Genomic DNA, 25,678 nt, shown 5'->3' with positions numbered 1-25,678 from the left:
AGATCCGGCGTCTGTTCAACCTGATCGGTAAAGACGATCACGCTGTTGACCTGGGACTCTACTGGTCCGCCCTCCGCCGTGGCCATCAAGCTGAAGCGCGCAGGCACCACTTCAGGCGACACCTGCGCCTCCAGATCATCCAGATCTAGCTATGTAGTACTAGTCGGTGTCGCGGACGCGGTCGGCCAGGGCCTGGCTCATCTCCAGTTCGCGGTCCTCAAGGTTCCACTGGTCTGCTCGGGTCACCTGGTTGGTGACCCAATGGACCATCGTGCCGTCGCGCAGGATCCGGCTGTAGCTGGCGAAGGACCAGTCGTTGCCGCCGTTGTGCCAGCCGACCCTGCCGTCCTTGGTCTGCAGGATGCCCCAGCCGTACCCGTAGGCGGCGTCGGCGCCGGGGATGCGGGCGTGGGGCTCGAACATCTTGGTCTTGGCGGCGGCGTTGAGGATCGTGTCGCCGAGCAGCGCGCGGTGCCACGTGAACATGTCGCGTCCGGTGGACAGCATGCCGCCGTTGCCGCGCAGGTACCAGTACGGTCCGTCGGCGGCCCAGGGATGGTCGAACGGACGTCCCCGGCTCGCGCCGTTCTCGTCGTACTCGACGGCCACCTGTGCGCGGGAGAACTTCGGCAGCACATAGCCCGTACGGGTCATTCCCGCGGGTGCGAACAAGTGCGTTGCCAGGAACCGCTCGTAGCCGGTCCCTGACACCTTTTCGACGATGGCGGCGAGCACGCTGAATCCCGTGTTCGAGTAGTGGAACTCCGCGCCGGGGCGGGAGACCAGCTTGGATCTCAGCGCCTCGCCCAGCATCTCGTCGCGGGAGACGGGCTCGTAGTCGTCACCGAGCCCCTCGGCCAGCCCGGCCGTGTGCGTCAGCAGCTGATGCAGGGTGATGCCGCGCTTGTCCGCGGGCACCGGGCCGAGGACCGTGCCGATCCGGTCGGTCGTCCGGAGCCTGCCCATCATCTCCAGCTTCAAGATCGCGGCCGCGGTGAACTGCTTGGTGATCGACATGACGTCGTACACGGTGTCGCACGTGGCGAGGATCCCGGCCGTGCGGTCCGCCAGGCCGAAGCCCCTGCAGTGCGCGAGCTCGGCGCCGCGGGCGGCGACCACCGTGCCGCCCGGCCCCTCGGGCAGCGTCCGGTCGAGGTAACGGGCGATCGAACGGTCGACGGGCTCGGCCGCGCTTCGGGCGGCGCTCGGCACGCCCGCGGCGCCGCCTCCGCAGCCCGCCACGGCCAGCGCGGTCGTGAGCGCCACGGCGAGGGGGAGCGGGTTGATCCGTTGCATGCGACCTCCAGTGCGGTGTCTCGCGGGGGATGCGCCAGAGGCTGGCCGCCGCGGGCCGCGGTGATCAAGAGGTCATGCCGTTCGAGCTTGTGCGAGACGCTGTACGGCCTGTTCAGCGTGGGGCATAGTGGGGCGATCGACGACCACCGGGGTGAGATCGTGACCGCACCGCCACCGCCACCGTCACCGGACGTGGCCACCGACGAGGCCGAGTTCGTCGCCGCGCTGCGCCGGCTCAAGGCCTGGTCGGGTCTCAGCTACCGGCGGCTGGAGCGCCGGGCCGCCGAAGCCGGTCGAGTGCTGCCCTACTCGACCGCGTCCACCGCGCTCGGCCGCACGAGCCTGCCCCGCGAGGAGCTGCTGGTCGCGTTCGTGCTGGCGTGCGGGCTGGACGAAGACGAGGCGGCGTCCTGGGTGGCCGTCAGGAAGCGCATCGCGGTCGGCGGTCCCGTCACCGCGACCGAGCCGAGGCCGGCCCGGAGGCCGCGGTGGCGGCCCGCGATCGGCTGGGCCGCGGTGGCGCTGAGCCTGGCGCTCGCGGGAGGTGCGACCCTCCCCGTGAAGGCGGGCGAAGAGGTCGAGATCGTCCAGGCCGCCGTGGGCAGGTGACCCTGGCGGATCGGTCACGGACGCTTGGCGGGATTCGCATCACCGTCGCCGGGGCTCCTGCGCATCCGGCCGACGGAGCGCAGGTAGCGTTCGCCCAGGACCGCGAGATGGCCGACGAGACCGGGCGGCCCCGTGACCTCGAAGTCGAGCCCGAGCATGCCGATGTACACCGCGATGGTCTCCAGGCTGTCGGCTCCCGTCACCAGCACGCACTGCTCGTCGCCGACCGACTCGACCACCCCGACGGTGGCATTGATCCGCGACAGCACCTCCTGGGCGGAGGCGAACACGGTGATCCTGGCGTGCACCTTCCATCCCGTCGAGGCGACGTCACGCAGGACGAAGCTCGTGTAGTCGAGCCCGGGAAGCGGGGTCGGCGTGAACACGCGGCGGGTGGGCGTGCGCGGGGTGATCCAGTCGACCCGGAACGTCGCCCAGGCGCCGGTCTGCGGATCCCGCCCGACCAGGTACCAGCGGCGCGTCCAGCTGACGAGCCGGTAGGGCTCCACGAGCTTGGGCCCGGACGTCGCCGCCGTGCCCGAGGGCAGCTCGCCCGCCCGGTCGTCGGGCCCGGTGGCGTACTCGAACCGGAACCATTCGCGGTCGCGGACGGCCGACGCGATCTGGGCCAGGACCGCCGCGTCGACCTCGGGGTCCTCCACGTTGGAACCGGTGTTCTGCGGCCCCTGCGAAGTGGACTGGTGGATCGCCGCGACCTGGCGGCGCAACCGGTGCGGCAGCACCTGCTCCAGTTTCGCCAGGGCGCGGGCGCTGCTGTCCTGGATGCCGCTGATGCCGGTTCCGGCGCGCAACCCGATCGCGATGGCGACGGCCTCCTCGTCGTCCAGCAGAAGCGGGGGCAGCTTCGTGCCGACGCCGAGCCGGTAGGAACCGGTCGTCCCGCGCGTGGCGTCCACGGGATAGCCGAGCTCGCGCAGCCGGGCGATGTCGTTGCGGATCGTGCGACTGCTCACGCCGAGGCGTTCGGCCAGTTCGGAGCCCGGCCAGGACGGTCGCGACTGCAGCAGCGAGAGCAGGGCGAGCAGCCTCGCGGAAGTGTCCAGCATGATCTGCATCATGCCGCAAAATTAGGAACCAAGTCTTCCTATATAGGATCTACCTTAAGGGCATGACGACGACGAAGACCGTTTCGCCCGAAATTCGCCCCTTCCGCGTGGAGATCGCCCAGGCCGAGCTCGACGACCTCGCCCTGCGACTCGCCAACACCCGGCTGCCCCGCCCCGCCGCGGTCGACAACTGGGACCTCGGCACGCCGAACGACTACCTGCGCGAGACCGTCGACTTCTGGCGCGACGGCTTCGACTGGCGGCGGCAGGAGGCGCGGATGAACGAGTTCCCGCACTACCTCACCGACATCGACGGCCAGGACGTCCACTTCATCCACGTCCCCTCCGCCGAGCCGGACGCCACGCCCCTGCTGCTCATCCACACCTACCCCGGCTCGTTCGTGGACTTCCTCGACATGATCGGCCCGCTCACCGACCCCGTCGCGCACGGCGGACGGGCCGAGGACGCGTTCTCCGTGGTCGTCCCCTCGATCCCCGGCTTCGGCTTCAGCACCCCGCTGTCCGGCGGGGACTGGACGATGGCGCGGGTCGCCCGCACCTTCGACGCCCTGATGCGCCGGCTCGGCTACGAGACCTACGGCTCGCACGGCAGCGACGCCGGCACCATGGTCTCCAGGGAGCTCGGACTGCTCAAGCCGCCCGGATACCTCGGCATGCACGTGCTGCAGCTGTTCTCCTTCCCCTCGGGCGACCCGGACGAGTTCGCCGGCTTCGGGCCCAAGGAGTACGCGGCGCTGGAGCACATGCGGTGGTTCCAGTCGGTCGGCGGCTACAACGCGATCAACGCCTCACGGCCGCAGACCGTCGCGGTCGGCATCGCGGACTCGCCGGTCGGCCAGCTGGCCTGGAGCGAGCTGTTCAACTCCTTCGGCAACGGCACGAGCCTGGTGACCCGCGACCAGATCCTCACCCAGGTCACGCTGTACTGGCTCACCAACACCCAGGCCACCGCGGGCCGCTACCACTACGCCGAGGCGCACTCCGGCGCCGAACCGGCCATCAACACCGCGCCGACCGGCGTCGCCGTCTTCGCCGACGACTTCCAGACCATCCGCTCCCTCGCCGAACGCGACAACACCAACATCGTGCACTGGAGCGAGTTCCCCACCGGCGGCCACTTCGCCTCGCTGGAGGTCCCCGACGCGGTCACCGCCGACCTGCGCACCTTCTTCGCGGCGCTGCGCGAGAGCTGAACCTCCGGCTGCGGCGGGAGCAGGTCGACCACGACCCGCTCCCGCCGCACCGACGTCCGCCCCGAAACCCCCGGGGCTCCGTCCACCAAGGGACGCGTCGTGGTCACTCGGGCGCGGCCGGGCGGAGGCCGGCGGGCCGGATGCGGGCCAGAACGCTGTTCAAGATCATTTCCAGACCGGGCCGCAGACCGTCGGGTTGCGCCTCCTCCTCCTCCTCCTCGCCGAAGAGGGCCGGTGACGCGCGCAGGCGGGGAAGGCGGTCCGGCGGAAGGACCTCCAGGTACTGGGTGATCTGGGACGTCCGCCGCTGCAGTTGCTCGGACGTCGCGGCCGCGTCGGTCAGCAGGCTCATCTCGTACGCGGCGGCGGTCATGTGCGGTGAGAGGGCGTCGGCGGCCGCCATCGCGTCGCGCGGGGGGATCCCTCCGGCGTGCGGGAGCGCGAGGACGCCGTCCATGAGCTGCTCCCGCCATCGGGCTGGGGACTCTGCTCGGCCTCGGCGTCGCGGTCGGCGCCGTCGGCCTGATCCACCTGGCCACCTCCGCGCTGCCCGCCCGGCGGGCATGGTCCGTCCCCGTGCTGGAGGCCGCCCCGGCCCGCTGATCGCTGGAACGTCCGCCGTTGACCCCGGAACCGCCTACCCGGGCGAGGGCTGCTGAGTTCGCCGGCTGGAGAACCTGCTCAGGCGAACGGCGGCGGGCCGCTGCCGATCAGTGTGATGACGTCCGACCAGGTTTCCGAACCGCCGAGTGTGACCTGCGCCTCGCGGCCGTCGGGGAGCCTCAGCGTCTGGTCGTGGGAGTCGCCGCCATCGAAGTCGGCGATGGTCGCGGTCCCGGACCACTCCCGCTGCTTGGCGCGCAGATCGACGTAGACCTCGACCTCGGCTCCGCCGCTGCTGATCAGTGTGGCGGCGCCCCTGTAGCGGCTCACGCCCGGGCCTTCTCGACGACGCTGGTGTGGAGTGTGTTCATGAAGACGCACCCTAGTGCGGTGGTCGGACGTTCCCGGCCCGCCCCGGTCGCCCGGCCTTGTCCCGGCGTCGTTATGCGCCTGTGCGACGGGAACGGGCCTCGTTGATCTGCGCCTCATGGCGGACGGCCCAGTCGGCCAGCGCCGACAAGGGGTCCAGCAACGTGCGGCCGAGCGGGGTGATCCCGGATTCACCCGGAGCGGCGCCGGGGCTCATCCGAACCCGGTCGTCCAGCGCACGATCAAACTGCTCGCGAGGTTCTTCGCCCGTCCCGTCGCCGACGCGGTCCGGCCGATCGTCGAATGGCTCGACCGACCGCCCGCCGGGTCCGCGATCGACCGCGGCAAGCCCGTCGACCCGTCCATGAAGACCTTGGACCCCGACGATGCCGCCCGTCTCGCCGCGTACACGCAGGACCTGCTGCGCGGTCGCGTGGGTGGAACCGCACCGCTGTCGTCCACTCTCGGGTCGTGCGGTGATCGCCCGTTCAGTCGGTCAATCGGGCGAAGCCGTCGAGCATCGCGGTGAGGCCGAGTTCGAAGTGGTCGCCGGGACCCGCGTCGTCGGCGCTCCTGGCGAGCAGGTTGTACTCGGGTGCGTGCGGCGGTGGCTTCCGGCTGCGCCGGCCGCCGCCGAGCCTGAGCACGGCGAGGGTGAGAGCGTGCCCGACGGTGAATTCCCGCAGGCAGCGCTGGATCTGCAGGGCGGTGCCCGGAGCGAAGCCGGACTCGGTCATGACCTCGATCATGTGGTTGCCGGTCTCGACGGCCGCCGGCGAGCGCACCGGGCGCGTGGCGAAGATGGTGACCGCGTGGGGGTGGGTGAGCAGCGTGTCCCGCAGACGGCGGACGTACTGCTCGGCAGACACCTCCCGTCCGTGACTTGGAGGTCTCCTCGTGGCGATGCCGCGCGATCCGCGTCCTCGGCTCCTGCTGCTGGCCGGCCTTGCCCCGGCGCTGTACACCGCCGTGCTGCTCCTCGACGGCCTGACGCGACCCGGCTACGACCCGCTGCACCACTTCGGCAGTGAACTCGCCGACGGCGACCGCGGCCGGCTCATGATCGGCAACTTCGTCGCCGCCGGCGCGCTCACGATGTGTTTCGCCTTCGGACTGCGGAACGTGCCGAACCCGGGCCGTGGGCACCCGCGGCGCCGGTGGCCGTCGGCCCGTTCGGGCTCGGCCCGGTGGTGGCCGGGGTGTTCGCCGCCGACCCCAAGCCCGGCTGTCCCGTGGGAAGTACCGGAACCGCGAACCCCAGCCTGCACAGCCTGGTCCACGACGCGAACCTGTTCCCGACCTGGACCGTGATGACCACCGCCATGCTCGTGCTCGCCGCCCGGTTCGCGGCCGACGGGCGGCGGGGCTGGATGCTGTACTCGCCACGGTCTGTGGCAGCGGATCAGCATCACCGTCGGATTCGGCTACTTCGGCGTGCTCGCCATCGGCCTGCTCCGACGGCACGGCCGGGCCGCCGAGGGCGGCCCCCGGTCGTTCAGCCGTCCGTCGCGGTGGTCAGGGTGATCGCTCCGCTGTCGGTGCGGGCGGTGATCGAACGGGGGGCCGAGGCGTTCCCGGGGACGTCCGTGCGGACGTCGCCGCTGCCGGTGGTGGTGGCGACCTTGTAGCCGGCTTGCGGGACGGTCACCTTCACGTCGCCGTTCTCGGTGGTCACCGTCACCTGCTGCGGCGCGGCGGCGAAGGACAGGTCGACCTTGCCGCTCTGGGAGGTGGCCGAGACATGCGGCGACCTGGTCGCGGTGGAGCGCAGCTCGCCGTTCTCGCTGCGCAGGCTCAGCGGGCCGGTGGCGCCGTCGACCGTGATCGCGCCGTTCTCGCTGCGGATGCCCAGCGCGGCGCTGAAACCGGTGGCCGAGATCGTTCCGTTCTGCCCCTGGACGTCGACCGTGAGGTCGCGGGGGACCCGCACCTGGTAGCGCACCGCGCAGCCGCCGATCAGCGTGCCGCAGTCCGTGGCCAGGGTGAGCCGGTCGCCGGTGAGTTCCCATGTCGTGGCCGGCTTGCCGCCGATCACCGCCCACCGGTCGAAACGGCGCGTCACCTGCACGTCCTTGACGTCGGCGGGCCGGATGTCCAGGTCGCCCTGGTCCTTGGCGATGGTGAGCCGGGGACCGGCGGGGCTGAAGGAGCGGGTCTCGGGCGGCGCGTCGTCCGCCGATGCGCCGCAGCCGGTGAGGGGCGCCAGCGCGATCAGCGCCGTGATGGCGGACGGCAGGGCGCGGTGGAACGAGACGGTCAAGGGACCTCCCCAGTCGATACCAAAAGTATTGAATACTTTGAGTATGCTACGATTCGGTCGTGACCGACAAGCCAGAACCCGCCCGGCGGGTCCCGCGTGAGGAGGTCCGGCGGCGGCTGCTGGCCGAGGCGGTGCGGGTGTTCACCGAACGCGGCTACGACGACGCCCGGATCGAGGACATCGCCCACGCCGCCGGATTCACCAAGGGCGCCGTCTACTCCAACTTCGGTGGCAAGCAGGAGCTGTTCGGCGCCGTCCTCGCCCAGGCCGCCGACGACGAGCTGGCGGTCGTGTCCGCCGAGATCGACGGAGCCGAGGACGCCGACGCGGTGGTCGAACGCGTCGCCGCGCTGATCGCCGCCCGGATCGTCACCGACGGCGGGCGCGGCCAACTCGGCCTGGAGTTCGCCGCCCGCGCCGCCCGCGACGACCAGACCCGGGCCGTGCTGACCCCGATGCGCCGGGCCCAGCGCGAAACCGCCGCCCGCTCCATCGCCGAGGTGACCCGGCGTACCGGCGCCGGCCCGGCCGTCCCCGCGGAACTGGCCGGGCTGATCCTGCACAGCCTCACCAACGGCCTGGTCAACGAGCACCTCGCCGACCCCGAAGCCGTCACCGCCGACGTCATCCGACGAGCGTTCACCGCCGTGCTGACCGCCCTGCTCCCCCCCGACCACCCACGCCTGAAGCGACCCCGTCGGCTGCCCCGGGCCGGGCGGACCGCCCCACCGTCCGCGCCTCACCCCGAGTCCGACGTGTAGTGCGCAGGCACCAGGACGCATGAAGGGCTGGTCCGTCCGCACCAGATGAAGACGGTGCCAAGGGACGATGCCCGGCAGGACGCGAGGAGGAAGTGTTGGAGGCGCGTGAACCTCACGCATCTCCCTTGCCCGACGGTTTCAGGTGATCAGCAGGTGGCGACCTTTCGGCCTCGTACTCTGAACCGTGTGCTGTCGACTGCGGACATCGAGGGTGAGGAACGCGGCGGCGGCCCGCGACCACGCGGCGCGTGGTGGCGGGAGGGAGCGATCACGGCGACGGCGTTCGCGCTCTGCCTGCTCGGCGGCATGCTGCAGGACGACGGCAGCACGCTGTCACCGCCGTCCGCCGCCGCCTGCCTCATCGCCGCGGTGTCCTGCGCCGTGCTGCCGGCGCGGCGCCGGGCGCCCCTCGCGGCCATGGCGGTCACGACCGCGAGCGGCGTACTGGTGCCGTTCGCGGACCTCCTGCTGAGCCCCCTCATCGTGGCCCCCGCCGTGGTCACCGCCTACTCGCTCACCGCGCGCACCGAACGGCACGCGGCGAGCGCGGTGGCGCTCACCTCCGCGGCGCTGCTGGTCGCCTCGGCCCCCTTGTTCGGGGCCCTCTCGTGGAAGGACGCGAGCAGGGTGGGAGCGGTGGCGGCGTTCCCGATGGTGGCCGGCGTGCTCGGTCACTCGACGCGGAACCGGCGGGCCTACCTGGCGGCCATGGAGGAACGGGCCCGGCGCGCCGAGGAGAGCCGGGACAGCGAGGCGCGCCGGAGAGTGGCCGAGGAGCGGGTGCGCATCGCCCGGGAGCTGCACGACCTCGTGGCCCACCAGATCACTCTGGCCAACGCGCAGGCGACGGTCGCCGCCCACCTCTTCGACTCCCGCCCGGAGCAGACCCGCAGGAGCCTGAAAGAGCTCGTCGAGACCACCGGCGCCGCGCTCGACGACCTGCGGGCCACGGTCGGTCTGCTGCGCCAGTCCGGGGACGCTGCCGCGCCCGCCGAACCGGCGCCCGGTCTCGCCCGGCTTCCCGCGCTCGTCGAGTCCTTCCGCCGCGCGGGTCTGGAGGTGTCGGTGCACCAGGACGGCACGGCCAGGCCGCTGGCGCCGGGAGTGGACCTGACCGCCTACCGCATCGTCCAGGAGGCCCTGACCAACGTGACCAAGCACGCCGGCGCCGGGAGCGCCCGGGTGCGCCTCGCCTGGGACCGCGATCGCGTGGCCGTCACCGTCGCCGACGACGGAGCGGCGGCCCCCGCGACGCCGCCGCCGGATCGTCCGCCCGGTTACGGTCTGATCGGGATGCGTGAACGTGCCACGGCGGTCGGGGGGCGCCTTTCCGCGGGCAGGCGCCCGGAGGGCGGTTTCCTCGTCTCCACCGAGCTGCCCCTCCCTCCCGCCAAGGACACGGCGGGGAAGACCGGCGGAGCGGCGACGATCGAGGGGCGGATGACCGACGGGGAGGCTGGGGACGCGCCATGACGCTCCGGGTGCTGCTCGCCGACGACCAGGCGCTGCTTCGCGGCGCCTTCCGGACGCTTCTCGAGACCGCCGATGACATCACCGTCGTCGGCGAGGCCGCCGACGGCGGGGAGGCGGTGACGCTCACCCGGGAGCTGCGCCCGGACGTGGTGGTCATGGACATCCGGATGCCCGAGGTGGACGGTCTCACCGCCACGACGGAGATCTGCGCGGACCCGGACCTCCGCGCCAGCCGCATCCTGATCCTCACCACGTACGAGACCGACGAGTACGTCGCCCAGGCGCTGCGCGCGGGGGCCAGCGGCTTCATCGGCAAGGGCATCGGCGCCGAGGACCTGATGGACGCCGTGCGCACGATCGCCGGCGGCGACACCTTGCTCTCCCCAGCCGCGACCCGGTCCCTGGTCGCCCGCTTCCTGGCGACACCGGACGGCGTCCCGCCGCGCCGTTCCGAAAAGCTCGCCGTGCTCACCCCGCGCGAACGCGAGATGGTGGCTCTGGTCGCGACCGGCCTGTCCAACCAGGAGATCGCCGAACGGATGTTCCTCAGCCCCTTCACCGTCCGCGCCCACGTGCAGCGCGCCATGACGAAGCTGGAGGCCCGCGACCGGGCGCAACTCGTCGTCATCGCCTACCGGACGGGCCTGGCCCAAGCCGACCACGACGGGTTGCCATAAGCCGTCGGCGCCTCAACGCGGCCGCCACGCACCCTTCTTTGCTTGCTCGCCCCGGTCATCGCCACCACCAGGCGTCCCATTGCGCGTAGTGCGTACGCACCAAAACGCGTGAGGGATTGGTCCGAGTGCACCAGAGGAAGACGGTGGCGGGGGACGATGCCCGGCGAGGCCCCAGAGGGAGATGTTGGAGACGCGTGAATCCCACGCATTTCCCTTGCCCAGTGGTCTCTGGAGTGATCAGCAGATGGCGACATTTCTTCACCGGGTCGATCGGCGGGCCTTCTGGCGACGCCAGATCGAGAGCGCGGTCCACACATCGAGCAGTTCCACGCACACGCTCACGACCAGCGATGACAAGAAGACCTCTTCCCAAAGCTGTGGTTCCCCGCCCCGCACGGGAAGGCTGTGGATCGGCGCCCTCGGCATTCTGGCGCTCGCCCTCGGCGCCCTGCAGTCAGTGGTGGAGCCCGCGCTCCCGCTGCTGCAACGTGAACTGGGCGTCAGCCCTGCCGAGGGGGCGCTGGTCGGCAACACACTGCTCATCACCGGCGCGGTCGTCACACCCGTCGCGGGCAAACTCGGCGACCGCTACGGCGGAAAGCGGGTGCTGGTCCGGCTGATGGCCGTGGTCTCGGCCGGCGGCCTGCTGGCCGGCCTGGCGCCGAACCTGCCGATGCTGCTGCTCGGCCAGGTACTGCAGGGCGCCATGGTGGGCGTGCTGCCCATCTCCTTCATCCTGGTGCGCAAACATCTCTCGGCAGGGGAGTCGCAGGTGGCGATCGGGCTGGTCGTCGCGCTGTTCACGGGCGGCGGCATGGTGGGAACGCTGGTCGCCGGGCCGATCGCGGAAGAGCTGTCCTGGCACTGGATGTTCGCACTCCCGACGATCGCGATCACCGCGACGACGCTGGTCGTGGCCCGGCTGATGCCGCATGATCCGCCGATCCCGTCGGACGACGGCATCGACTGGCCCGGCGTGGTCCTGCTGAGCGGAACGCTGCTCGCGCTCATGCTCGGCCTGGTGACGGTGACCAGCCCCGGCCTGCCGCCGCTCGGGGTCGGCGCCATCGCGCTGGTCGTGGTCGCCCTCGCGACCGGCTGGGTCGTCGTCGAGCGCCGGGCGGCCTCGCCGATGGTCGACCTGCGCATGCTGGCCAAGCCCGCGATGTGGAGCGCGTGCGTCCTCACCTTCGCCATCACCGCCGGATTCGGCCTGGTGACCTTCCTGCTCCCGCAGCTGTTCGCGATCTCGGCCGACGGCTACGGCTTCGGGATCAGTACCACCGATATCGGACTGTTCCTGATGCCCGGCGCCATCGCCGGGGCGGTGAGCGACTCGGTCGGCGGGGTCGCGGCGCGGCGTTTCGGCCCGCGTGCCGTGGTCATCGCGGGCGCCGTCGTCACGGCGGCCACGATGATCGCCCTCGCGTCGCTGCACACGGAGGCATGGCAACTCGCCCTCGCGAAGGCGCTGACCGCGTTCGCCGCGAGCGTCGGCACCACGGCGTTGCTCGCCGGCACCGCCACCGCCGTCGACGCCGGGGACACCGGCATCGCCACGGGCCTGCTCGTGGTGACCCGCGTGATCGGCGTCGCCGTGGGCGTCCAGGTCGGCGGCGCGATCCTCGCCGCCGGCGCCGACCCGGCGACGGGCCTCCCGGCCGAATCGGCCTTCGTCACGGGTTTCGTCACCGCCGGCCTCATCGCGGCCGCGTCGCTGCTCGTCGTCCGCATCACGAAGAAGGGAGCCCGGGCATGACCGGTCTGACGATGGACGTGAGGGGAACCGCGAAGCGCGAAGTCCTGATCGTTGGGGCGAGCATCGCCGGACCCGCGCTGGCGTACTGGCTGCACCGGTCCGGATTCGCGGTCACCGTGCTGGAGAAGGCGGGCGCCGTGCGCGGCGGTGGCTACCCGATCGACGTCCGCGGTACCGCGATCGAAGTGGTCCGGCGAATGGGGATACTGCCGCGACTGCGGGACGTCCATATCGACTCGCGCCGCTGCACCTTCCTCAACGCCGATGGCGGCGAAGTGGCCTCGGTCACCCCGAGCGCCGTCGCCGGTAGCGTCGAGGGACGGGACCTGGAGGTGCGCCGCGGGGACCTGGCGGCCATCCTCTACGCGATGGTTCGCGACGACGTGGAATTCCTGTTCGACGACTCCATCGAAACTCTCACGCAGTCCGAGCACGGGGTCGACGTCACTCTCCACGGCGGCCGACAGCGCACGTTCGATGTGGTGGTCGGCGCCGACGGTATGCACTCTCACACCAGAGAGTCCCTGTTCGGCCCCGAAGAAGAGTTCCACCGCTACCTCGGCTACTGCTTCGCCATATTCACCATGCCGAACACGTTCGGGCTCTCCCGCGAGCTCATCATGTGGAACACCCCAGGGAGGGCAGCGGCCCTCTACGCCGTCGGGGAGAGCGACGAACTGCACGCCTTCCTGACCTTTCACCGACCTGAACCGCCGCGCGATGCCCTCCGGAACCTCGATGCCCTCCGGAACCTCGACGCCCAGCGGGACCTCGTCGCCACGACTTTCGCAGGCGCGGGATGGGAGGTCCCCGGCATGGTCGACGCCATGCGCGACGCGGATGACCTGTTCTTCGACATGGCAGGCCAGATCCGCATGCCCCGCTGGTCCAGCGGCCGCGTCGCGTTCATCGGCGACGCCGCGTACGCACCCTCGTTCCTTACCGGACAAGGAACGAGCCTCGCGCTGGTCGGCGCCTACATGCTCGCCAACGCCCTGGCCTCGACCCGGGACCACGCCGCGGCCTTCACCGCCTACGAACGCGACGTCCGCGAGTTCGTGGCCATGAATCAAGCGCTGGTCGACAACGGCGCGGCCACGCTCTTCCCCACCACCGCGTCGGCCCTGGAGCAACGCGACACCATGCTGCGCGGCCTCGTCACCATGCCCTCAACACCGGCACGACCAGCCCACTCGGCCCTCACACTGCCCGAATTCCCCCCGATGCCGTGACCCAACGAGCCCACGAACCGTCACGCGCACGGTGTCGATCACCGCTCGGACATCGGCCCATGGGGGCGGACGTGTGCTTCGTCGGTGATATCCAGGCGGTGATATCCATCGCCATGGTCGTGGAGGTACAGGTAAGGGCCGCGGGCGTCGAGGACTTGCCAATCATGCACAGGTCTCCCTGTCGGCCCGACGATTTCCGCGGCGTCCAGCAACCGGATCACACCGTCGCTCAGCACGCACCACGAAAGCCGGTCATCGGGTCCGGCGAGCAGCAGGTGGTCGTCGACAAAAGCGAGTGCACGAACGTCATCCACCGGACATGCGTGTTCGACCGTGCGGTCGGCCTGTATCCGGATCAGCGAACCGCCCCGGTACGCCCAGGCAACTCCCGCGTGCGAGTTGACGGCGTCGTCAAGGCATGCGATCCCCGAATCCCACAGCCACGTGCCGCGGGGGTCCCGGCGCACCAGACCGAACGATTCGTGCCAGCCTTGCTCGCCGTGCGAGGTCCAGATGGTGCCGGAATCGTCCGAGACGATCTGTTCGATGTGGTCGCCCAGCGCGAAGGTGCGCCGATGCGCTCCGTCCGGGCCGAACACGTGGGCGTTGCGGGACTCCCACTGCCCGTCGATCCACGGAAGGCAGGGGCAGACGACCAGCAGTTCACCGCGCGGCAGCAGGGCGATCACCGGGTAGGACACGGGAAGGCAGGACAGTTCCAGCCGATGCCACCCATGCGCCTCGTAGGTGTAGAGCACCACCGGGCAGGACCGAGGCGGCCGGTAGAACGGCATCGAACCGCCGCCCGGCCCACGGACGAAGCCGCGAGCCAGGCCGGGCTCGCTGGTCGCGAGAACACCGATCACGCCTTCGGCGCTCGCCGCGTACGACAGCCCGACTTCTCCGTCCGCAAATGGCACGGACGGAGCCACCCGCGAGATGGAGAGGACACGCATCCGCACAATCGTAGGCAACACTCGAAACGAGACGGCCTCTACATGCGCGGCAGGCCCGGCCGGCCGGGCGTAGCGGGCGGTGGTCAGTTCGACGTAGACCTCGGCCAATGTGGCGGCCACACCCGCGTAGGGTATCTGCGTAGGGTGCGGCCACGCCCCTCTGCGGCGAGAGGTGCCGGCCCCATGAGGCTCGAACTCACCAGCTACGAAGCCCTGCACGGTTGGGGCGTCGTCAACAGCAGTGCCGGGTGGCATGCTCAGCGCAACCGCAGGCCCCCTGCCGCCGAACAGGCGGTCGGACAGATCCTCTTCACGGCCTACGACCGCCGGACCGGCACCACGATCACGGTTGAGTTCAGCGACGACGAGCGTGCGAGCCTCGCCGAGTTGGTCAACGAACACATCGCGGCGTGGGTGACGCGCGGCCAGGAGAACGCCTCGGCGGCCCACCTGCGCTCGCTGGTCGTGAAGCTGAGCGGCTGACACGCCCGCACCGGGCAACCCGCAACGCGGGTCTCGCCCCGCCCGGCGATGCCCTGTGGGCCGAGTGACGCACGGGCAAGTGAGACCGAGGTCCTCGCACTGCCCCGCTTGGACGCATGGAATAACGCTGATGCGACGCCCGCTCTAGTGGAAGACGAAGGACACGAGGGGGACGAGGAACATGGCAACCGAGAGGGCATTGCTCGCGGGCGGCTGTTTCTGGGGGATGGAAGAGTTGTTCCGCCGGCTGCCCGGAGTGGTCTCCACGCGGGTCGGGTACAGCGGCGGCGACGTGCCGAACGCCACCTACCGCGACCACGGATCCCACGCCGAGACCATCGAGGTCGTCTACGACCCCGACGAGACCGACTTCCGGGCGCTGCTGGAGTTCTTCTTCCAGATCCACGACCCCACGACCAGGAACCGGCAGGGCAACGACGTCGGCGCGAGCTACCGCTCCGCGATCTTCTACACCTCGGACGGGCAGCGGAAGGTCGCCGAGGACACCATCGCCGACGTCGACGCGTCCGGCCTGTGGCCGGGCGAGGTCGTCACCGAGGTGACCGCCGCCGGCGACTTCTGGGAAGCCGAGCCCGAGCACCAAGACTACCTGCAGAAGTACCCGAACGGCTACACGTGCCACTTCCCCCGCCCCGGCTGGAAGCTGCCCCAGCGGACCGCCGGAGCCTGACACGGCGGGACGGCGCGGGCGTCAGCGCATCGCCGTCCTCCGCGGCGCGCGGGGCGGGCAGCGGGCGCGTCATCCTGCCCGCCAGCGGGGTTCCGGGCTCCGGTGATCGGTGGGACGCGTGCCGCGCAGGCGCTTGAACGCCACGCTCAGCGCATAGCCGTTGGCGTAGCCCACCTTCCTGGCGATCGCGTCCACCGTGTGGTCGGTCTCGCGCAGCAGGTCTGCGGCCAGGGTGATCCGCCAGTCCGCGAGATAGGCCATCGGCGGTTCCCCGACCAGCGCGGTGAACCGCCGGGCGAGCGCCGCCCGCGAGACGCCCGTCTTGGCCGCCAGGTCCCCCACCGTCCACGGGTGGGCGGGTGCGTCGTGCAGCAGCCGCAGCGCGGCTCCCACCACCGGGTCGTCCAGCGCGCGGCACCAGGCCGGGGCATTGGAACCGGCGTCGTCGAACCAGTCGCGCAGCGCGGCGACCAGCATCAGGTCCAGCAGCCGGTCCAGCACCAGCTGCTGTCCCGGCCGGGCTCTGGCGACCTCCGCGGCCACCGTCTCCACCGCTGGAAAGAGGCCGCCCTCGGCCGGCACCACGAGCACGGCGGGCAGGGCCCGCAGCAGCCGTTCACTGAGCTCTCCCCGGCGCTCGAAAGCACCGCTGACAAGCACGGGGGCACCGTCGACGAGCGTCCCGCAGGTCCTGGCGGGCCCAGGAGCGCGCTCGATGCCCTCGGTCGCCGAGCAGTAGTCGGCTCTGGTCACCTCCAGCGAAGGCGTGGTCGCGGGGTCGTCGGCCACCGTGTAGGGCGCGTCGCCTCGGACGACCGCGATGTCTCCGGCTTCGATGAGCGCCGGCTCGTGCTGGTCGGGGACGATCCAGGCACGGCCGCGCAGCATGGTGGCCAGCGTCAGCGGAGCGCCGCTGGCCATCCGCAGGGCCCACGGGGGCCGCATGATCGTCTGTCGGAAGACGGCGCCGTGCGCCCGCACCTCCGCCAACAGCTCCGACACGGCGTCCATCCCCTGAGCGTAGACGCCTGGACATCTGGTAGAGCGTTCAAGCCATGGACCGTCTCAGCGGCAGCCGGTTGGCTGGGGTCATGTCCGAACATCCGATTCTCATCACCGGAGCGACCGGCAAGTCCGGCCGCCGCGTCGTCAGCCGACTGCGAGCCGACGGGGTGCCGGTTCGCGCGGCTTCCCGGAACGGTGAGCACCCCTTCGACTGGACCGACGGCCGCACCTGGGACTCCGCTCTGGAGGGCGTGCGGGCCGTCTACATCGTCCAGCTGGACGGCACGAAGCTCGTCCGCCCGTTCATCGAGCGGGCGGTGCGGCACGGGGTCCGGCGGATCGTGCTGGCCTCGGGACGCGGCATCGACGATCCAGATTACGCCGAGGACGGCGGCGGTGTCCTGGAGGGCATCCTCGACAGCGAGGCCGCGGTACGTGAAAGCGGCCTGGAATGGACGATCAGCAGGCCGGGCTGGTTCGCGCAGAACTTCAGCGAGGGCTTCTTCGCCGACGCCGTCCGTGACCGTGAGCTGCGGCTGCCCGCCGGCGACGGGGCCGCGAGCTTCGTCGACGCCGAGGACATCGCCGCGGTCGTGGTCGCCGCGCTGACCGAGGACCGGCACGCGGGCCGGATCTACGAACTGTCCGGGCCCCGGGCGGTGACGCTGACCGAGGCGGTCGCCACGATCTCCGAGGCCACCGGCCGGGAGATCCGCTACGTGCCGCTCTCGGTCGGAGAGTACGTCGCGGAACTCGTCCGGCAGGGATGGCCGCCCGCTGACGCCGAAGCCTTCGCCGACGTCATCGGACCGCTCAGAAAGGGGACGGACGCCTACGTCTCCGACGGCGTACAGCGGGCCCTCGGCCGCCGGCCGCGGACCTTCGCCGACTTCGCCAGGTCCACCGCCGCCGCGGGCGGCTGGCCGACCTGACCGTCCCGGGACCGCCGAAGCAGACGGCCGCCGAAGCGGGCACCCGGTGCCAGGGCGCGACGGCAGAGGGACTGTGCCCCAGCGTTCCGGTGATGGTGACGATCCCGCCGGCGCTGGCCGAGGCGATCGTGCATCGCGAGGCCGAGGAGGGACGCCGGTCCGTGCGGCCCACCGCGGACGACGCCGAACAGCCCCGGATGAGCGGTTTGTCACGTGATCACCGTGCTTGACAGATGCTCCTGCACACCCTTAGTTGTTGCATATCACTTGCAATAACTAAGGGGATGCATGAGTTCGCCGTCGCTGGTCCCGGCCGTCGCGGAACCGGGACACGACCTCGACGATCTGGGGGCGTCCTCCCGGCGGCGCCGGTACCTGCTGCTCCTGCTCGGGCTCTCGGCGGTGCTCTGCGGGTCGGTCGTCGCGGCGGTGGGGATGGGGGCGGTGTCGGTGCCGCCGGCGACCGTCTTCGACATCGTCGGTCATCACCTGGTCGGGAGCCCGGCCGAGGTCACCTGGCGGTCGGCGCACGACTCGATCGTCTGGCGGGTCCGGTTGCCGCGGGTGCTGCTGGGCGCGGCGGTCGGCGCCGGGCTCGCCGTCACCGGCATGGCGTTGCAGGCGATGGTGCGCAACATGCTCGCCGACCCTTACCTGCTGGGAGTCAACTCCGGCGGGTCGACGGGCGCGGCGGCCGCGATCCTGTTCGGGTTCGGCGTCGGGTGGGGCGAGTACGCGCTGCAGATCGCCGCCTTCATGGGCGCGCTGGCCGCCTCCCTGCTGGTCTTCGTGATCGCTCGCACGGCCGGACGGATCACCTCGACCCGGCTGCTGATGACCGGGGTGGCCGTCGGCTACGCGCTCTACGCCCTGACCAGCTTTCTGATCTTCGCCTCCGACTCGGCCGAGGGCTCGCGATCGGTGCTGTTCTGGCTGCTGGGCACCCTGGCGCTCGCGCACTGGTCGGCGCCACTGGTCGTGGTCCTGGCCGCCGTCGCCCTGGTGACGGTGACGCTCACCCTGTGGGGGCGCCAACTGGACGCGCTGGCGATCGGGGACGAGACCGCGCACACCCTGGGGATCTCGCCGACGAGGTTCCGCCTCGTGCTGCTGGTGCTGGTGTCCCTGGCGGTGGGGGTGCTGGTGGCCGCGTCGGGCAGCATCGGGTTCGTCGGGCTGGTGATCCCGCACCTGGCCAGGCGCGTCGTGGGGGCCGCGCATCGCCGGGCCGTCCCCGTCGCGGCCCTGATGGGCGCGACCTTCCTGTTGTGGGCGGATCTCGCCGCCCGCATGGTGCTGAGCCCGCAGGAGCTGCCGATCGGCATCATCACCGCGCTGGTGGGCGCACCGTTCCTGCTCGTCCTGGTCCGCCGCCTGCACGCCGGAAGCGAGTGAGGCGGCCATGATCGAAGGACGCGGCCTCAGCTACGCCTACGGCGCGACCACGGTGGTGCGCGGCATCGATGTGCGGGCGGAGTCCGGCCGGATCCTGGGGGTGCTCGGCCCCAACGGAAGCGGCAAGACGACGGTGGTCCGGATGCTCACGGGGATCGTGACGCCCGCCGGCGGGCAGGTCCTGCTGGACGGGCGCCCGCTGAGTTCCATCGGCCACCGCGCGCTCGCCCGGCAGGTCGCCGTCGTGCTGCAGGAGTCGTCGGGCGACCTGCCGATGACCGTGGCCGACATGGTCATGCTCGGCCGGGCCCCGCATCGGGCGACGTTCTCCCGCAACAGCGCGGACGACCACCGGATCGCCGCGGCGGCGCTGCGCAGGGTCGGGGCGCGGCACCTGGCGGACCGGGTCTTCGTCCGGTTGTCGGGCGGCGAGAAGCAGCGCGTGATGATCGCCCGTGCGCTGGCGCAGCAGCCGGCGCATCTGGTGCTGGACGAGCCGACCAACCACCTCGACATCCGGTTCCAGCACGAACTGCTCAGCATGATCCGCGGGCTGGGCGTCACCACGGTCATCGTGCTCCACGACCTCAATCTGGCCGCCCGGTACTGCGACGACGTCCTGGTGCTCCAGGACGGGGAGGTCGTCGCGCACGGGCCCGGCGCCGAGGTGCTGACACCTGAACTGCTGCAAGGCGTCTACGGCGTCGGTGTCGAACGGGTGGAGACCTCCCGCGGCATCCAGTTCCTCTTTCACCCCCTCGGCGACGCGACCGCACCGGCGGACAGGGGCGCCTCCACACCGTCCACGACCTGAGGCCACACCGATCACTGCAGGAGCAATCGTCAGATGAAGCGAAACCTCGCCTGGCTCGGGACCGGCCTGCTGGCCGCCGCGCTCGCCGGCTGCGGCTCGACGGGCCCGGAGGCGGGCGGCCGGGGGAACACGGGCAGCCATCCCGTCACCGTCCGGAACTGCGGGGTGGACGTCAGGCTGGACAGGGCGCCCTCCCGAGTGATGATCGTCAACAGTGCGCCGCTGCAGTACCTGTCCTCGCTCGGCGTGCTGGACCGGCTGACGTCGCGGGCCGGGAAGTTCCCTCCGGAGTACTACTCGAAGGAGACCCTCGACGCGGTCGGCAGGGTCCCGTCCCTCACCGACCGGCTCGGCTCGGACGGGCATTTGAGGATCTCCACCGAGTCGATCATCGCCGAGGAGCCCGACCTGCTGCTCGGTCTGCCGGAGGGGGTCACGCGGGAGTCCCTCGCCGCGGCCGGCATCCCGGTGCTCAACGAGCCCAGCTTCTGCCCGGAAGGGATCAGGAACCCCGGCTACGAGACGATCTACAGCCAGATGCGGCTGTACGGCAGGGTCTTCGACCGCGAAGGCAAGGCCGAGCAGGCCGTCCGGAACCTCCAGAAGCGCATCGAGGCCATCGAGGCCGGCCCGTCCGCCCGGAAGGGCCGCAAGGTCGCCGTGCTGTGGCCCTACCGGGGCGAGGGAACCGTCGGGGCCTACGGGAACCAGAGCATGGCGACGCCGCAGCTCAGAACGCTCGGCGCCGAGAACGTGTTCGCCGACGTCGACAAGCGCGTCTTCGAGGTCTCGATGGAGGAGCTGCTGGGGCGCGACCCCGACGTCATCGTCCTGCTGCACACCGACGGAACCGACCAGGAGATCAAGCAGGCACTGCTCGACATCCCCGGCGCCGAGGATCTGCGCGCGGTCGGGAACGACGCGATCACGGTGCAGTTGTTCAACTTCACCGAACCGCCCACGCCCCTGGTCCTCGACGGCCTGGAGCGTCTCGCGACCTACCTCAGGGAGAAGTGAACGCCATGCCGTCGAACCCGCCCGTCCAGGACCGGATCACCTGGTACTGGGACCAGCACGCCCCCGCCTACCAGAGATTCCAGGAGCAGCGGCTGGCGCACCCCGGCTACGGCGCCGCCTGGACCCGGGTCTGGCGGGACGCGCTGCCGGGCGGCGCCGCCACGGTGCTCGACGTCGGCACCGGCACCGGTCACGCCGCGCTGACCATCGCCTCCCTCGGCCACCGGGTGACCGGGATCGACATCGCACCCGCCATGGTGGCCTACGCGCGCGCGAACGCGCGGAGCCGCGGCCTCGACATCACCTTCGTCCAAGGCGACGCGGTCGACCCCGCGGTGCCGGACGCCCCCTTCGACGCGCTCGTCAGCCGCTACCTCCTCTGGACGCTGCCCGGCGTCGACACCGCGCTGGCCAACTGGCGCCACCTGCTCCGGCCGGGCGGCCGACTGGCCGTCGTCGACGCCCCCTGGCACGCCGGCGGCATGCGGCACCCCGACACCGACCCCCGAGCCCGCGCCTACGACGACGAGGCCCGTCGCGCACTGGTACTGGCCGAGGCAGAGACCATCACCGCCTGGCAGGAACGAATCACCGCCGCCGGCTTCGTGGACGTCGAGGTCACGCCGCTGACCGAACTGTTCGAACTCGACGGCGTGCACGGCGTCGCGGCCGACCACCGCCGCACCCTGCAGCACCTGATCATCGCGCGGAATCCCGCCGCCCGGTGACCGGCGCCAGGGGGCGGAGCGAACCGGACGGCGAGCGGTGACCAGGTGCCCCCGGCGCTTCCCGGAGGCCGAGGCGCGCTCGGCCCGACGCCGGAGCCGAGGACCACGGTGCAGGCGCAACCGTCAGGGGAAGCGCCGGAAATCCCGGTGGCCGGTCAGGAGGCTGTCCGGGGGGCGAGAATCTGGAGGAAGAACTCGGTCATGAGGGCGAGCGTGTTCTTGAACTCCTGGTTGTAGACGACGAAGTGGCCGCCGGGCAGGGTGACGAGCTGCTTGGGGTGCAGGGCCCGTTCGTAGGCGGCGAAGGCCAGGTCGCTGTGCGTGAGGATGTCGTGCTGGGCGACGACGAGCATGAGCGGCGTCGGGGAGAGGCGGGCGATGTAGTCGCCCGGCTCGTAGCCGGCGATCGCCTCCACCGACCGGAGCGTGACCTCGTTGCGCCACGTCGCCAGGCGCTCCGGCTCGATCGTCTGGTACCACTCGTAGGTCTCCCGGTCGGCCATCGCGGCGGGCTCCCCGGGGGTCGCGGTGACGAGGGGGATCATCGCCGGCGCCTCGCCGTTGAACCGGGCGAGCCGGTCGGCGTCGAAGCTCCCGCGCACCTCGGCGAGCGCCTCGCTGGGGATGAACCGCGACAGGGTCGTCCCGCCGCTGATGACCGGCACCTGCGAGTAGACGGCCTTGACCCGCCGGTCGACGGCCCCGACGACGAGCACGTGCCCGCCGGAGAAGCTCGACCCGAACACCCCGATGCGCTCGGCGTCCACCTCGGGACGCGTGCACAGGAAGGTGATCGCGTCCCGGTATCCCTGGATCTGCGTCCAGGGGTCGACCTCCTGGCGCGGCTCGCCGTCGCTCGCGCCGAACGAGGCGTGGTCGTAGAGGACGACCGCCAGCCCGGCCGCGGCGAGCGCTCCGGCGATGTCGTCGGTGTACTGCTCCTTGACCGCCCCGAGCCCGTGGGTGACGACCACGGCCGGGTGCGGGCCGGGGGTGCCGTCGGGGGTGTAGAGCCATCCGCGGAGGGTCGTCCCGGCCGAGGTGAACTCGATGTCCTGGCGCATTTGCGGGTCCTTTCGCTGGTGCGGCGGGTGAACGCCGCGGCCTATCGCGGGCTTGGGGGGACACCGGGGGTGAAGACGCCGTCGAGGGCCGCGGCGTGCGCGGCCGCGGCGGCGCGATCGGCGATCTCGTCGTCCACCGGCCCGCGGGCGACGAGCAGGCGGTAGTAGAGGGGGGCGCCGACGGCGCTGATGACCGCGATGCCGTCGGTCCCCGGCGGCAGTTCGCCGCGTCCCACGGCCCGTTCGACGATCCGGGACGCGAGGCGGTTGCGCTCGGCGATCACGGTTGCCCAGGCGGTGGACGCCTCGGGGGACCGGACGGCGGCGGCCACGACGCCCTCGACGAGCGCCCGAGCCCTGGGCTGCCGGTACAGGGCGGCGATTCCCAGCGCGAGCGCCCGGAGGTCGTCCTTCAGCGAGCCGGTGTCAGGTATCGGGATCTCGTTCTTGCCCAGTTCGCCCAGCAGGTCGACGACGAGCCCCTCGACCGTCCGCCATCGCCGGTACAGCGTGGCCAGATGCACGCCCGAACGCTCGGCCACTTTCTCCAGGGTGAGTCCGGCGTAGCCGCCCGCCTCCAGTTCGTCCTGGGCCGTGGCCAGCACCGCCGCACGGGTGCGCGCCGTCCGGCCGCCGGGCCGCACCGCGCCCGTCGCACGCGGCTCCACGTCCATGCGGCGCCCCTCTCCGTGAGTCACGTCACAGGGTAACGCGAAATTCTTTGCATTAACAGAGTGGCAGGTGAACGCGAGGGGCGCCCGCCCGCCGGCCCAACGCACGATTCGGGATCAACCGCAGTCCCGCTCAGGGCCGCAACCGGAGGACTCGCTGGTGCCGCCCACATCCCCCTCCACATGTGGGCCCCCACTTCTGGCCAGCTCATGGGGGGCGCTGGCCCGGCCGGGGTAGTGATGCTGGGTAAGCAAGAGTCCGACAGGCGAGGTGTCGGCGGGTGGGCTCGGATCGCTGCCGCCGTGCGGGGGATGGAGGCGCTGAGCTTTGTTCGCCTCGGTCGTGTCGTGGGTGGGAGGGTTGTCCGGGCCGGTCATCTACGGGGTCGTCGCCGGGCTCGTCTTCTGCGAGGACGCACTCTTCTTCGGCTTCGTGCTGCCCGGTGAGACCGCCGTCGTCCTCGGCGGGGCGCTGGCCGCCCAGCAGAAGGTCTCGGTCGTGTGGCTCACCGTGATCGTGGTCCTGGCGGCGATCGCGGGGGACTTCGCCGGGTACCAGATCGGGCGCCATGTCGGGCAGCCGATTCTGGACAGCCGTCCGCTCCGCCGCCACCGCGACCGCGTGGACGGCGCCCGCGACCTGATCCGGCGCAGGGGCGGCGCCGCCGTCTTCGCCGGACGGTTCGTCGCGTTCTTCCGCGCGATCATGCCCGCGCTGGCCGGGGCCTCGGGGATGCCCGGCCGGGTGTTCCTGGCCTACAACGCCGCCGGAGGCCTGGTCTGGGGCGTGAGCTTCACGCTGCTCGGATACTTCGCCGGGCACGCCTACGCCCGGGTCGAGCGTGTTGCCGGGCGGGCCGCCGCGATCGTGATCGTCGGTGTGGTCGTCCTCGCCGTCGTCATCTGGCGGCTTCGCGATCACTTGCATCGGAAGCGCGATGGCCGCAGCGGTCCAGACGACCGTTGAGGACCCGACTCCCCGGCAAGGCTCCGTGACGTCCATGAGCCGCTCAACTCAACGACCGGATAAGGGGCCACAGGATGGGCACGAGACCCGGAAGGCCAAACCGCCCGTTCGGGGGACGTTGCGGAAAGCGGGGGTTCGGTGTCCGGTGCCGTGGTCGTCGGCGCCGGCCGCGATGACCGCCCGCGACCTGGCGTCTCCCGCCTCGCGAATCCTGCGCCAAGCCGAACGCGACACGGCCGAGGAGCTTCGCCACTGGGGCGTTTCCGAGGAGATCGAGCCCCTGCAAATCCTGGACGCCGAGGGGGCATCACCGACACCCTCGTCCTCGCCGACGCGGCGCCCGAGTACTCCGCCGACGGCCGCGCGCTCGTCTCGACCTCCGTGCTCGGGATCGACGCCGACGAGTCGCGCGTGCGCGGGCGGCTGGACGAGATCTACGGTGACACCGCCGCATGGCAGCTGATCGCCACCTATCCGATCAAAGCCGCTCTTCCGGCGATGCTCCCGCCACTGCGGCTGCGCCGCCCGGTGCGGATACGCAGGGGACGCTACGTGTGCGGCGACCACCGCGACACCGGATCCATCCAAGGCGCCCTGGTGTCCGGCCGCCGCGCCGCCGATGCCGTCCTGGCCGACCTGCCAGGCTGAACGGTCTGCGGGCCCCGGCGTGCTGCGTCCGCCGAGCGGCCGGCGTCACCGGATCGGGGAGCGCGGGGGATACCCCTCAACGAGCACGTTCATAAGTACGCACAGTTCGGCCGCATGCGGTGACAGGATCTCCGGCGCCCGCGATGACTCGCTTCACGTCCGGCGGCGCTTCTGGTGGCGGCGTTCAGGGGTGGAACGCTGGCGCGGCGGCTTCTTACGGGCGGGCTGTGGTTGGGCCTGCTGTTGTTGGGCCTGCTGTTGTTGGGCCTGCTGTTGTTGGGCCTGCTGTTGTTGGGCCTGCTGTTGTTGGGCCTGCTGTTGTTGGGCCTGCTGTTGTTGGGCGTTGCGGCCGCGGGAGCTGTTGGGGGTGCGGCCGCGGACGATGCCGATCAGTTCCTCCATGAGGTCGGTCGTCACGGCCTCAAGCCAGGCCAGGCCGATCTGGGATTGGGGAGCGTCGGTCACGGTGCGGTAGGTGAGGTCCCTGCGGTGGTGGAGGCGGGCCAAAGACTGCGGAAGCAGGAGGATGCCGGCCCCCGACGCCACCAACTCGATCGCATCGGCGGTGTTCTCCGGACGGGTGAAGGCAGGCTGCCCGGGGCGGTCGCCCCAGGCCAGGACCTCGTCGAGCGGCTCGAACACGTCCTCGTCGGCGAGATCGGCAAGCTCCACCTCCTCCACCGCGGCCACCGTGTGAGCCTTGGGCACCACCACGACGGTCGTCTCCAGGTACAGCGGGATCACATGGAGGGCCTCGCGGTCGACGGGCAGGCGTACGAACGCCGCGTCCACATCACCCTTCCGCAGCAGGGGGACGACCTCGGCGGCGGGGAGCTGCACCAGCCGGAGCGGCACATCCCGCACCCGCTCGGCCCACACCCCCGCCCACTTCGCGGGCGTCACCCCCGGCACGTAGGCCAGCCGGAACTCACCTTCGGTCACTCCCTCAGCCTAGTCGCGTCCGGGCAGCCCCCTTCCGCTGGCTAC

At 71.3% G+C, this 25,678-nt stretch carries 28 protein-coding genes and 1 pseudogene; 18 read left to right on the top strand and 11 right to left on the bottom strand.

Features of this window, described 5'->3' with window-relative positions:
• Positions 1-159: 159 nt before the first annotated feature.
• Positions 160-1,296 (bottom strand): serine hydrolase domain-containing protein, encoded by a 1,137-nt coding sequence (locus ACQEU6_RS25070; RefSeq protein WP_499335466.1) that lies wholly within the window; start codon positions 1,294-1,296, stop codon positions 160-162.
• A gap of 87 nt (positions 1,297-1,383) precedes the next feature.
• On the opposite strand from ACQEU6_RS25070, the gene ACQEU6_RS25065 reads away from it, so the two are divergent.
• Positions 1,384-1,905 carry a hypothetical protein gene (locus ACQEU6_RS25065; protein ID WP_499335465.1) on the top strand — a complete coding sequence of 174 codons (522 nt, stop codon included), beginning with the start codon at positions 1,384-1,386 and terminating at the stop codon, positions 1,903-1,905.
• Between the two features lie 14 nt (positions 1,906-1,919).
• Here ACQEU6_RS25065 and ACQEU6_RS25060 read toward each other — a convergent pair whose 3' ends face one another.
• The gene (locus ACQEU6_RS25060) at positions 1,920-2,972 is read right to left on the bottom strand and encodes a helix-turn-helix transcriptional regulator (protein ID WP_499335464.1); all 1,053 of its coding nucleotides are present in this window, start codon (positions 2,970-2,972) and stop codon (positions 1,920-1,922) included.
• A 62-nt stretch (positions 2,973-3,034) separates the two neighbouring features.
• Here ACQEU6_RS25060 and ACQEU6_RS25055 point away from each other — a divergent pair, with 62 nt between their 5' ends.
• The gene (locus ACQEU6_RS25055) at positions 3,035-4,186 is read left to right on the top strand and encodes an epoxide hydrolase family protein (RefSeq protein ID WP_499335463.1); all 1,152 of its coding nucleotides are present in this window, start codon (positions 3,035-3,037) and stop codon (positions 4,184-4,186) included.
• 103 nt (positions 4,187-4,289) lie between these two features.
• Here the strand turns inward: ACQEU6_RS25055 and ACQEU6_RS25050 are convergent, their stop codons facing one another.
• From ACQEU6_RS25050 to ACQEU6_RS25040, 3 genes are all read right to left on the bottom strand, one after another.
• Positions 4,290-4,643: a hypothetical protein gene (locus ACQEU6_RS25050; protein WP_499335462.1), complete on the bottom strand. Its 354-nt coding sequence runs from the start codon at positions 4,641-4,643 to the stop codon at positions 4,290-4,292.
• A 224-nt stretch (positions 4,644-4,867) separates the two neighbouring features.
• Positions 4,868-5,119 (bottom strand): DUF4873 domain-containing protein, encoded by a 252-nt coding sequence (locus ACQEU6_RS25045; RefSeq protein WP_499335461.1) that lies wholly within the window; start codon positions 5,117-5,119, stop codon positions 4,868-4,870.
• 527 nt (positions 5,120-5,646) lie between these two features.
• Complete coding sequence (locus ACQEU6_RS25040; RefSeq protein WP_499335460.1) at positions 5,647-6,027, bottom strand: TetR/AcrR family transcriptional regulator C-terminal domain-containing protein; 381 nt, start codon at positions 6,025-6,027, stop codon at positions 5,647-5,649.
• Positions 6,028-6,061: 34 nt separating this feature from the next.
• On the opposite strand from ACQEU6_RS25040, the pseudogene ACQEU6_RS25035 reads away from it, so the two are divergent.
• Positions 6,062-6,543, top strand: a pseudogene (locus ACQEU6_RS25035) (DUF998 domain-containing protein); the annotation flags it as partial.
• A gap of 110 nt (positions 6,544-6,653) precedes the next feature.
• On the opposite strand, the gene ACQEU6_RS25030 reads toward ACQEU6_RS25035, so the two are convergent.
• Complete coding sequence (locus tag ACQEU6_RS25030; protein ID WP_499335459.1) at positions 6,654-7,418, bottom strand: DUF4097 family beta strand repeat-containing protein; 765 nt, start codon at positions 7,416-7,418, stop codon at positions 6,654-6,656.
• 59 nt (positions 7,419-7,477) lie between these two features.
• On the opposite strand from ACQEU6_RS25030, the gene ACQEU6_RS25025 reads away from it, so the two are divergent.
• The 5 genes from ACQEU6_RS25025 (at position 7,478) to ACQEU6_RS25005 (ending at position 13,320) form a co-directional block, all read left to right on the top strand.
• A complete protein-coding gene (locus tag ACQEU6_RS25025) occupies positions 7,478-8,179 on the top strand; it encodes a TetR/AcrR family transcriptional regulator (protein WP_499335457.1) in 702 nt (233 codons plus the stop codon).
• A gap of 186 nt (positions 8,180-8,365) precedes the next feature.
• Positions 8,366-9,652, top strand: a complete 1,287-nt coding sequence (locus ACQEU6_RS25020) for a sensor histidine kinase (protein WP_499335453.1) — start codon at positions 8,366-8,368, stop codon at positions 9,650-9,652.
• A complete protein-coding gene (locus tag ACQEU6_RS25015; protein ID WP_499335449.1) occupies positions 9,649-10,329 on the top strand; it encodes a response regulator transcription factor in 681 nt (226 codons plus the stop codon). Before ACQEU6_RS25020 ends, ACQEU6_RS25015 begins: the two co-directional genes overlap by 4 nt.
• Positions 10,330-10,573: 244 nt before the next feature.
• Positions 10,574-12,088 (top strand): MFS transporter, encoded by a 1,515-nt coding sequence (locus ACQEU6_RS25010; protein ID WP_499335446.1) that lies wholly within the window; start codon positions 10,574-10,576, stop codon positions 12,086-12,088.
• Positions 12,085-13,320, top strand: coding sequence for an FAD-dependent monooxygenase (locus ACQEU6_RS25005; RefSeq protein WP_499335444.1), 1,236 nt, complete (start codon positions 12,085-12,087; stop codon positions 13,318-13,320). Before ACQEU6_RS25010 ends, ACQEU6_RS25005 begins: the two co-directional genes overlap by 4 nt.
• 38 nt (positions 13,321-13,358) lie before the next feature.
• On the opposite strand, the gene ACQEU6_RS25000 is transcribed toward ACQEU6_RS25005, so the two are convergent.
• The gene (locus ACQEU6_RS25000) at positions 13,359-14,396 is read right to left on the bottom strand and encodes a hypothetical protein (protein ID WP_499335442.1); all 1,038 of its coding nucleotides are present in this window, start codon (positions 14,394-14,396) and stop codon (positions 13,359-13,361) included.
• 63 nt (positions 14,397-14,459) lie between these two features.
• Here ACQEU6_RS25000 and ACQEU6_RS24995 point away from each other — a divergent pair, with 63 nt between their 5' ends.
• Both ACQEU6_RS24995 and msrA read left to right on the top strand, forming a co-directional pair.
• The gene (locus ACQEU6_RS24995; protein WP_499335441.1) at positions 14,460-14,759 is read left to right on the top strand and encodes a hypothetical protein; all 300 of its coding nucleotides are present in this window, start codon (positions 14,460-14,462) and stop codon (positions 14,757-14,759) included.
• A 181-nt stretch (positions 14,760-14,940) separates the two neighbouring features.
• Positions 14,941-15,450, top strand: a complete 510-nt coding sequence (gene msrA / locus ACQEU6_RS24990; RefSeq protein ID WP_499335439.1) for a peptide-methionine (S)-S-oxide reductase MsrA — start codon at positions 14,941-14,943, stop codon at positions 15,448-15,450.
• A gap of 69 nt (positions 15,451-15,519) precedes the next feature.
• On the opposite strand, the gene ACQEU6_RS24985 is transcribed toward msrA, so the two are convergent.
• Positions 15,520-16,461, bottom strand: a complete 942-nt coding sequence (locus ACQEU6_RS24985; protein WP_499335437.1) for an AraC family transcriptional regulator — start codon at positions 16,459-16,461, stop codon at positions 15,520-15,522.
• Positions 16,462-16,541: 80 nt separating this feature from the next.
• Here ACQEU6_RS24985 and ACQEU6_RS24980 point away from each other — a divergent pair, with 80 nt between their 5' ends.
• The 6 genes from ACQEU6_RS24980 to ACQEU6_RS24955 all read left to right on the top strand — a co-directional run bounded on the left by ACQEU6_RS24980 (position 16,542) and on the right by ACQEU6_RS24955 (position 21,341).
• Entirely contained in the window at positions 16,542-17,387 is an 846-nt protein-coding gene (locus ACQEU6_RS24980; RefSeq protein ID WP_499335435.1) for an NAD(P)H-binding protein, read from the top strand.
• Positions 17,388-17,479: 92 nt separating this feature from the next.
• On the top strand, positions 17,480-17,617 hold the full coding sequence (locus tag ACQEU6_RS24975; protein WP_499335434.1) for a hypothetical protein: 138 nt from the start codon (positions 17,480-17,482) through the stop codon (positions 17,615-17,617).
• Positions 17,618-17,675: 58 nt separating this feature from the next.
• Positions 17,676-18,782 carry a FecCD family ABC transporter permease gene (locus ACQEU6_RS24970; RefSeq protein WP_499335432.1) on the top strand — a complete coding sequence of 369 codons (1,107 nt, stop codon included), beginning with the start codon at positions 17,676-17,678 and terminating at the stop codon, positions 18,780-18,782.
• A 7-nt stretch (positions 18,783-18,789) separates the two neighbouring features.
• Positions 18,790-19,596, top strand: a complete 807-nt coding sequence (locus ACQEU6_RS24965; RefSeq protein ID WP_499335431.1) for an ABC transporter ATP-binding protein — start codon at positions 18,790-18,792, stop codon at positions 19,594-19,596.
• Between the two features lie 33 nt (positions 19,597-19,629).
• Complete coding sequence (locus tag ACQEU6_RS24960) at positions 19,630-20,613, top strand: ABC transporter substrate-binding protein (RefSeq protein WP_499335429.1); 984 nt, start codon at positions 19,630-19,632, stop codon at positions 20,611-20,613.
• Positions 20,614-20,618: 5 nt separating this feature from the next.
• On the top strand, positions 20,619-21,341 hold the full coding sequence (locus tag ACQEU6_RS24955) for a class I SAM-dependent methyltransferase (RefSeq protein ID WP_499335428.1): 723 nt from the start codon (positions 20,619-20,621) through the stop codon (positions 21,339-21,341).
• A gap of 155 nt (positions 21,342-21,496) precedes the next feature.
• Here the strand turns inward: ACQEU6_RS24955 and ACQEU6_RS24950 are convergent, their stop codons facing one another.
• Both ACQEU6_RS24950 and ACQEU6_RS24945 read right to left on the bottom strand, forming a co-directional pair.
• Entirely contained in the window at positions 21,497-22,405 is a 909-nt protein-coding gene (locus tag ACQEU6_RS24950) for an alpha/beta hydrolase (RefSeq protein ID WP_499335426.1), read from the bottom strand.
• Positions 22,406-22,446: 41 nt separating this feature from the next.
• Positions 22,447-23,079: a TetR/AcrR family transcriptional regulator gene (locus ACQEU6_RS24945; protein ID WP_499335424.1), complete on the bottom strand. Its 633-nt coding sequence runs from the start codon at positions 23,077-23,079 to the stop codon at positions 22,447-22,449.
• Between the two features lie 325 nt (positions 23,080-23,404).
• Between ACQEU6_RS24945 and ACQEU6_RS24940 the strand changes: the two genes are divergently transcribed.
• Both ACQEU6_RS24940 and ACQEU6_RS24935 read left to right on the top strand, forming a co-directional pair.
• Positions 23,405-24,043 carry a DedA family protein gene (locus tag ACQEU6_RS24940; protein WP_499335422.1) on the top strand — a complete coding sequence of 213 codons (639 nt, stop codon included), beginning with the start codon at positions 23,405-23,407 and terminating at the stop codon, positions 24,041-24,043.
• 381 nt (positions 24,044-24,424) lie between these two features.
• Entirely contained in the window at positions 24,425-24,691 is a 267-nt protein-coding gene (locus ACQEU6_RS24935; RefSeq protein WP_499335421.1) for an FAD-dependent oxidoreductase, read from the top strand.
• A 153-nt stretch (positions 24,692-24,844) separates the two neighbouring features.
• Here ACQEU6_RS24935 and ACQEU6_RS24930 read toward each other — a convergent pair whose 3' ends face one another.
• Positions 24,845-25,633 (bottom strand): LysR family transcriptional regulator substrate-binding protein, encoded by a 789-nt coding sequence (locus tag ACQEU6_RS24930; protein ID WP_499335419.1) that lies wholly within the window; start codon positions 25,631-25,633, stop codon positions 24,845-24,847.
• Positions 25,634-25,678: the final 45 nt, after the last annotated feature.

The sequence above is a fragment of the Spirillospora sp. CA-108201 genome, assembly GCF_050936235.1.
Taxonomy (GTDB): domain Bacteria; phylum Actinomycetota; class Actinomycetes; order Streptosporangiales; family Streptosporangiaceae; genus Spirillospora.
This window is presented reverse-complemented; position numbering and strand designations above follow the sequence as displayed.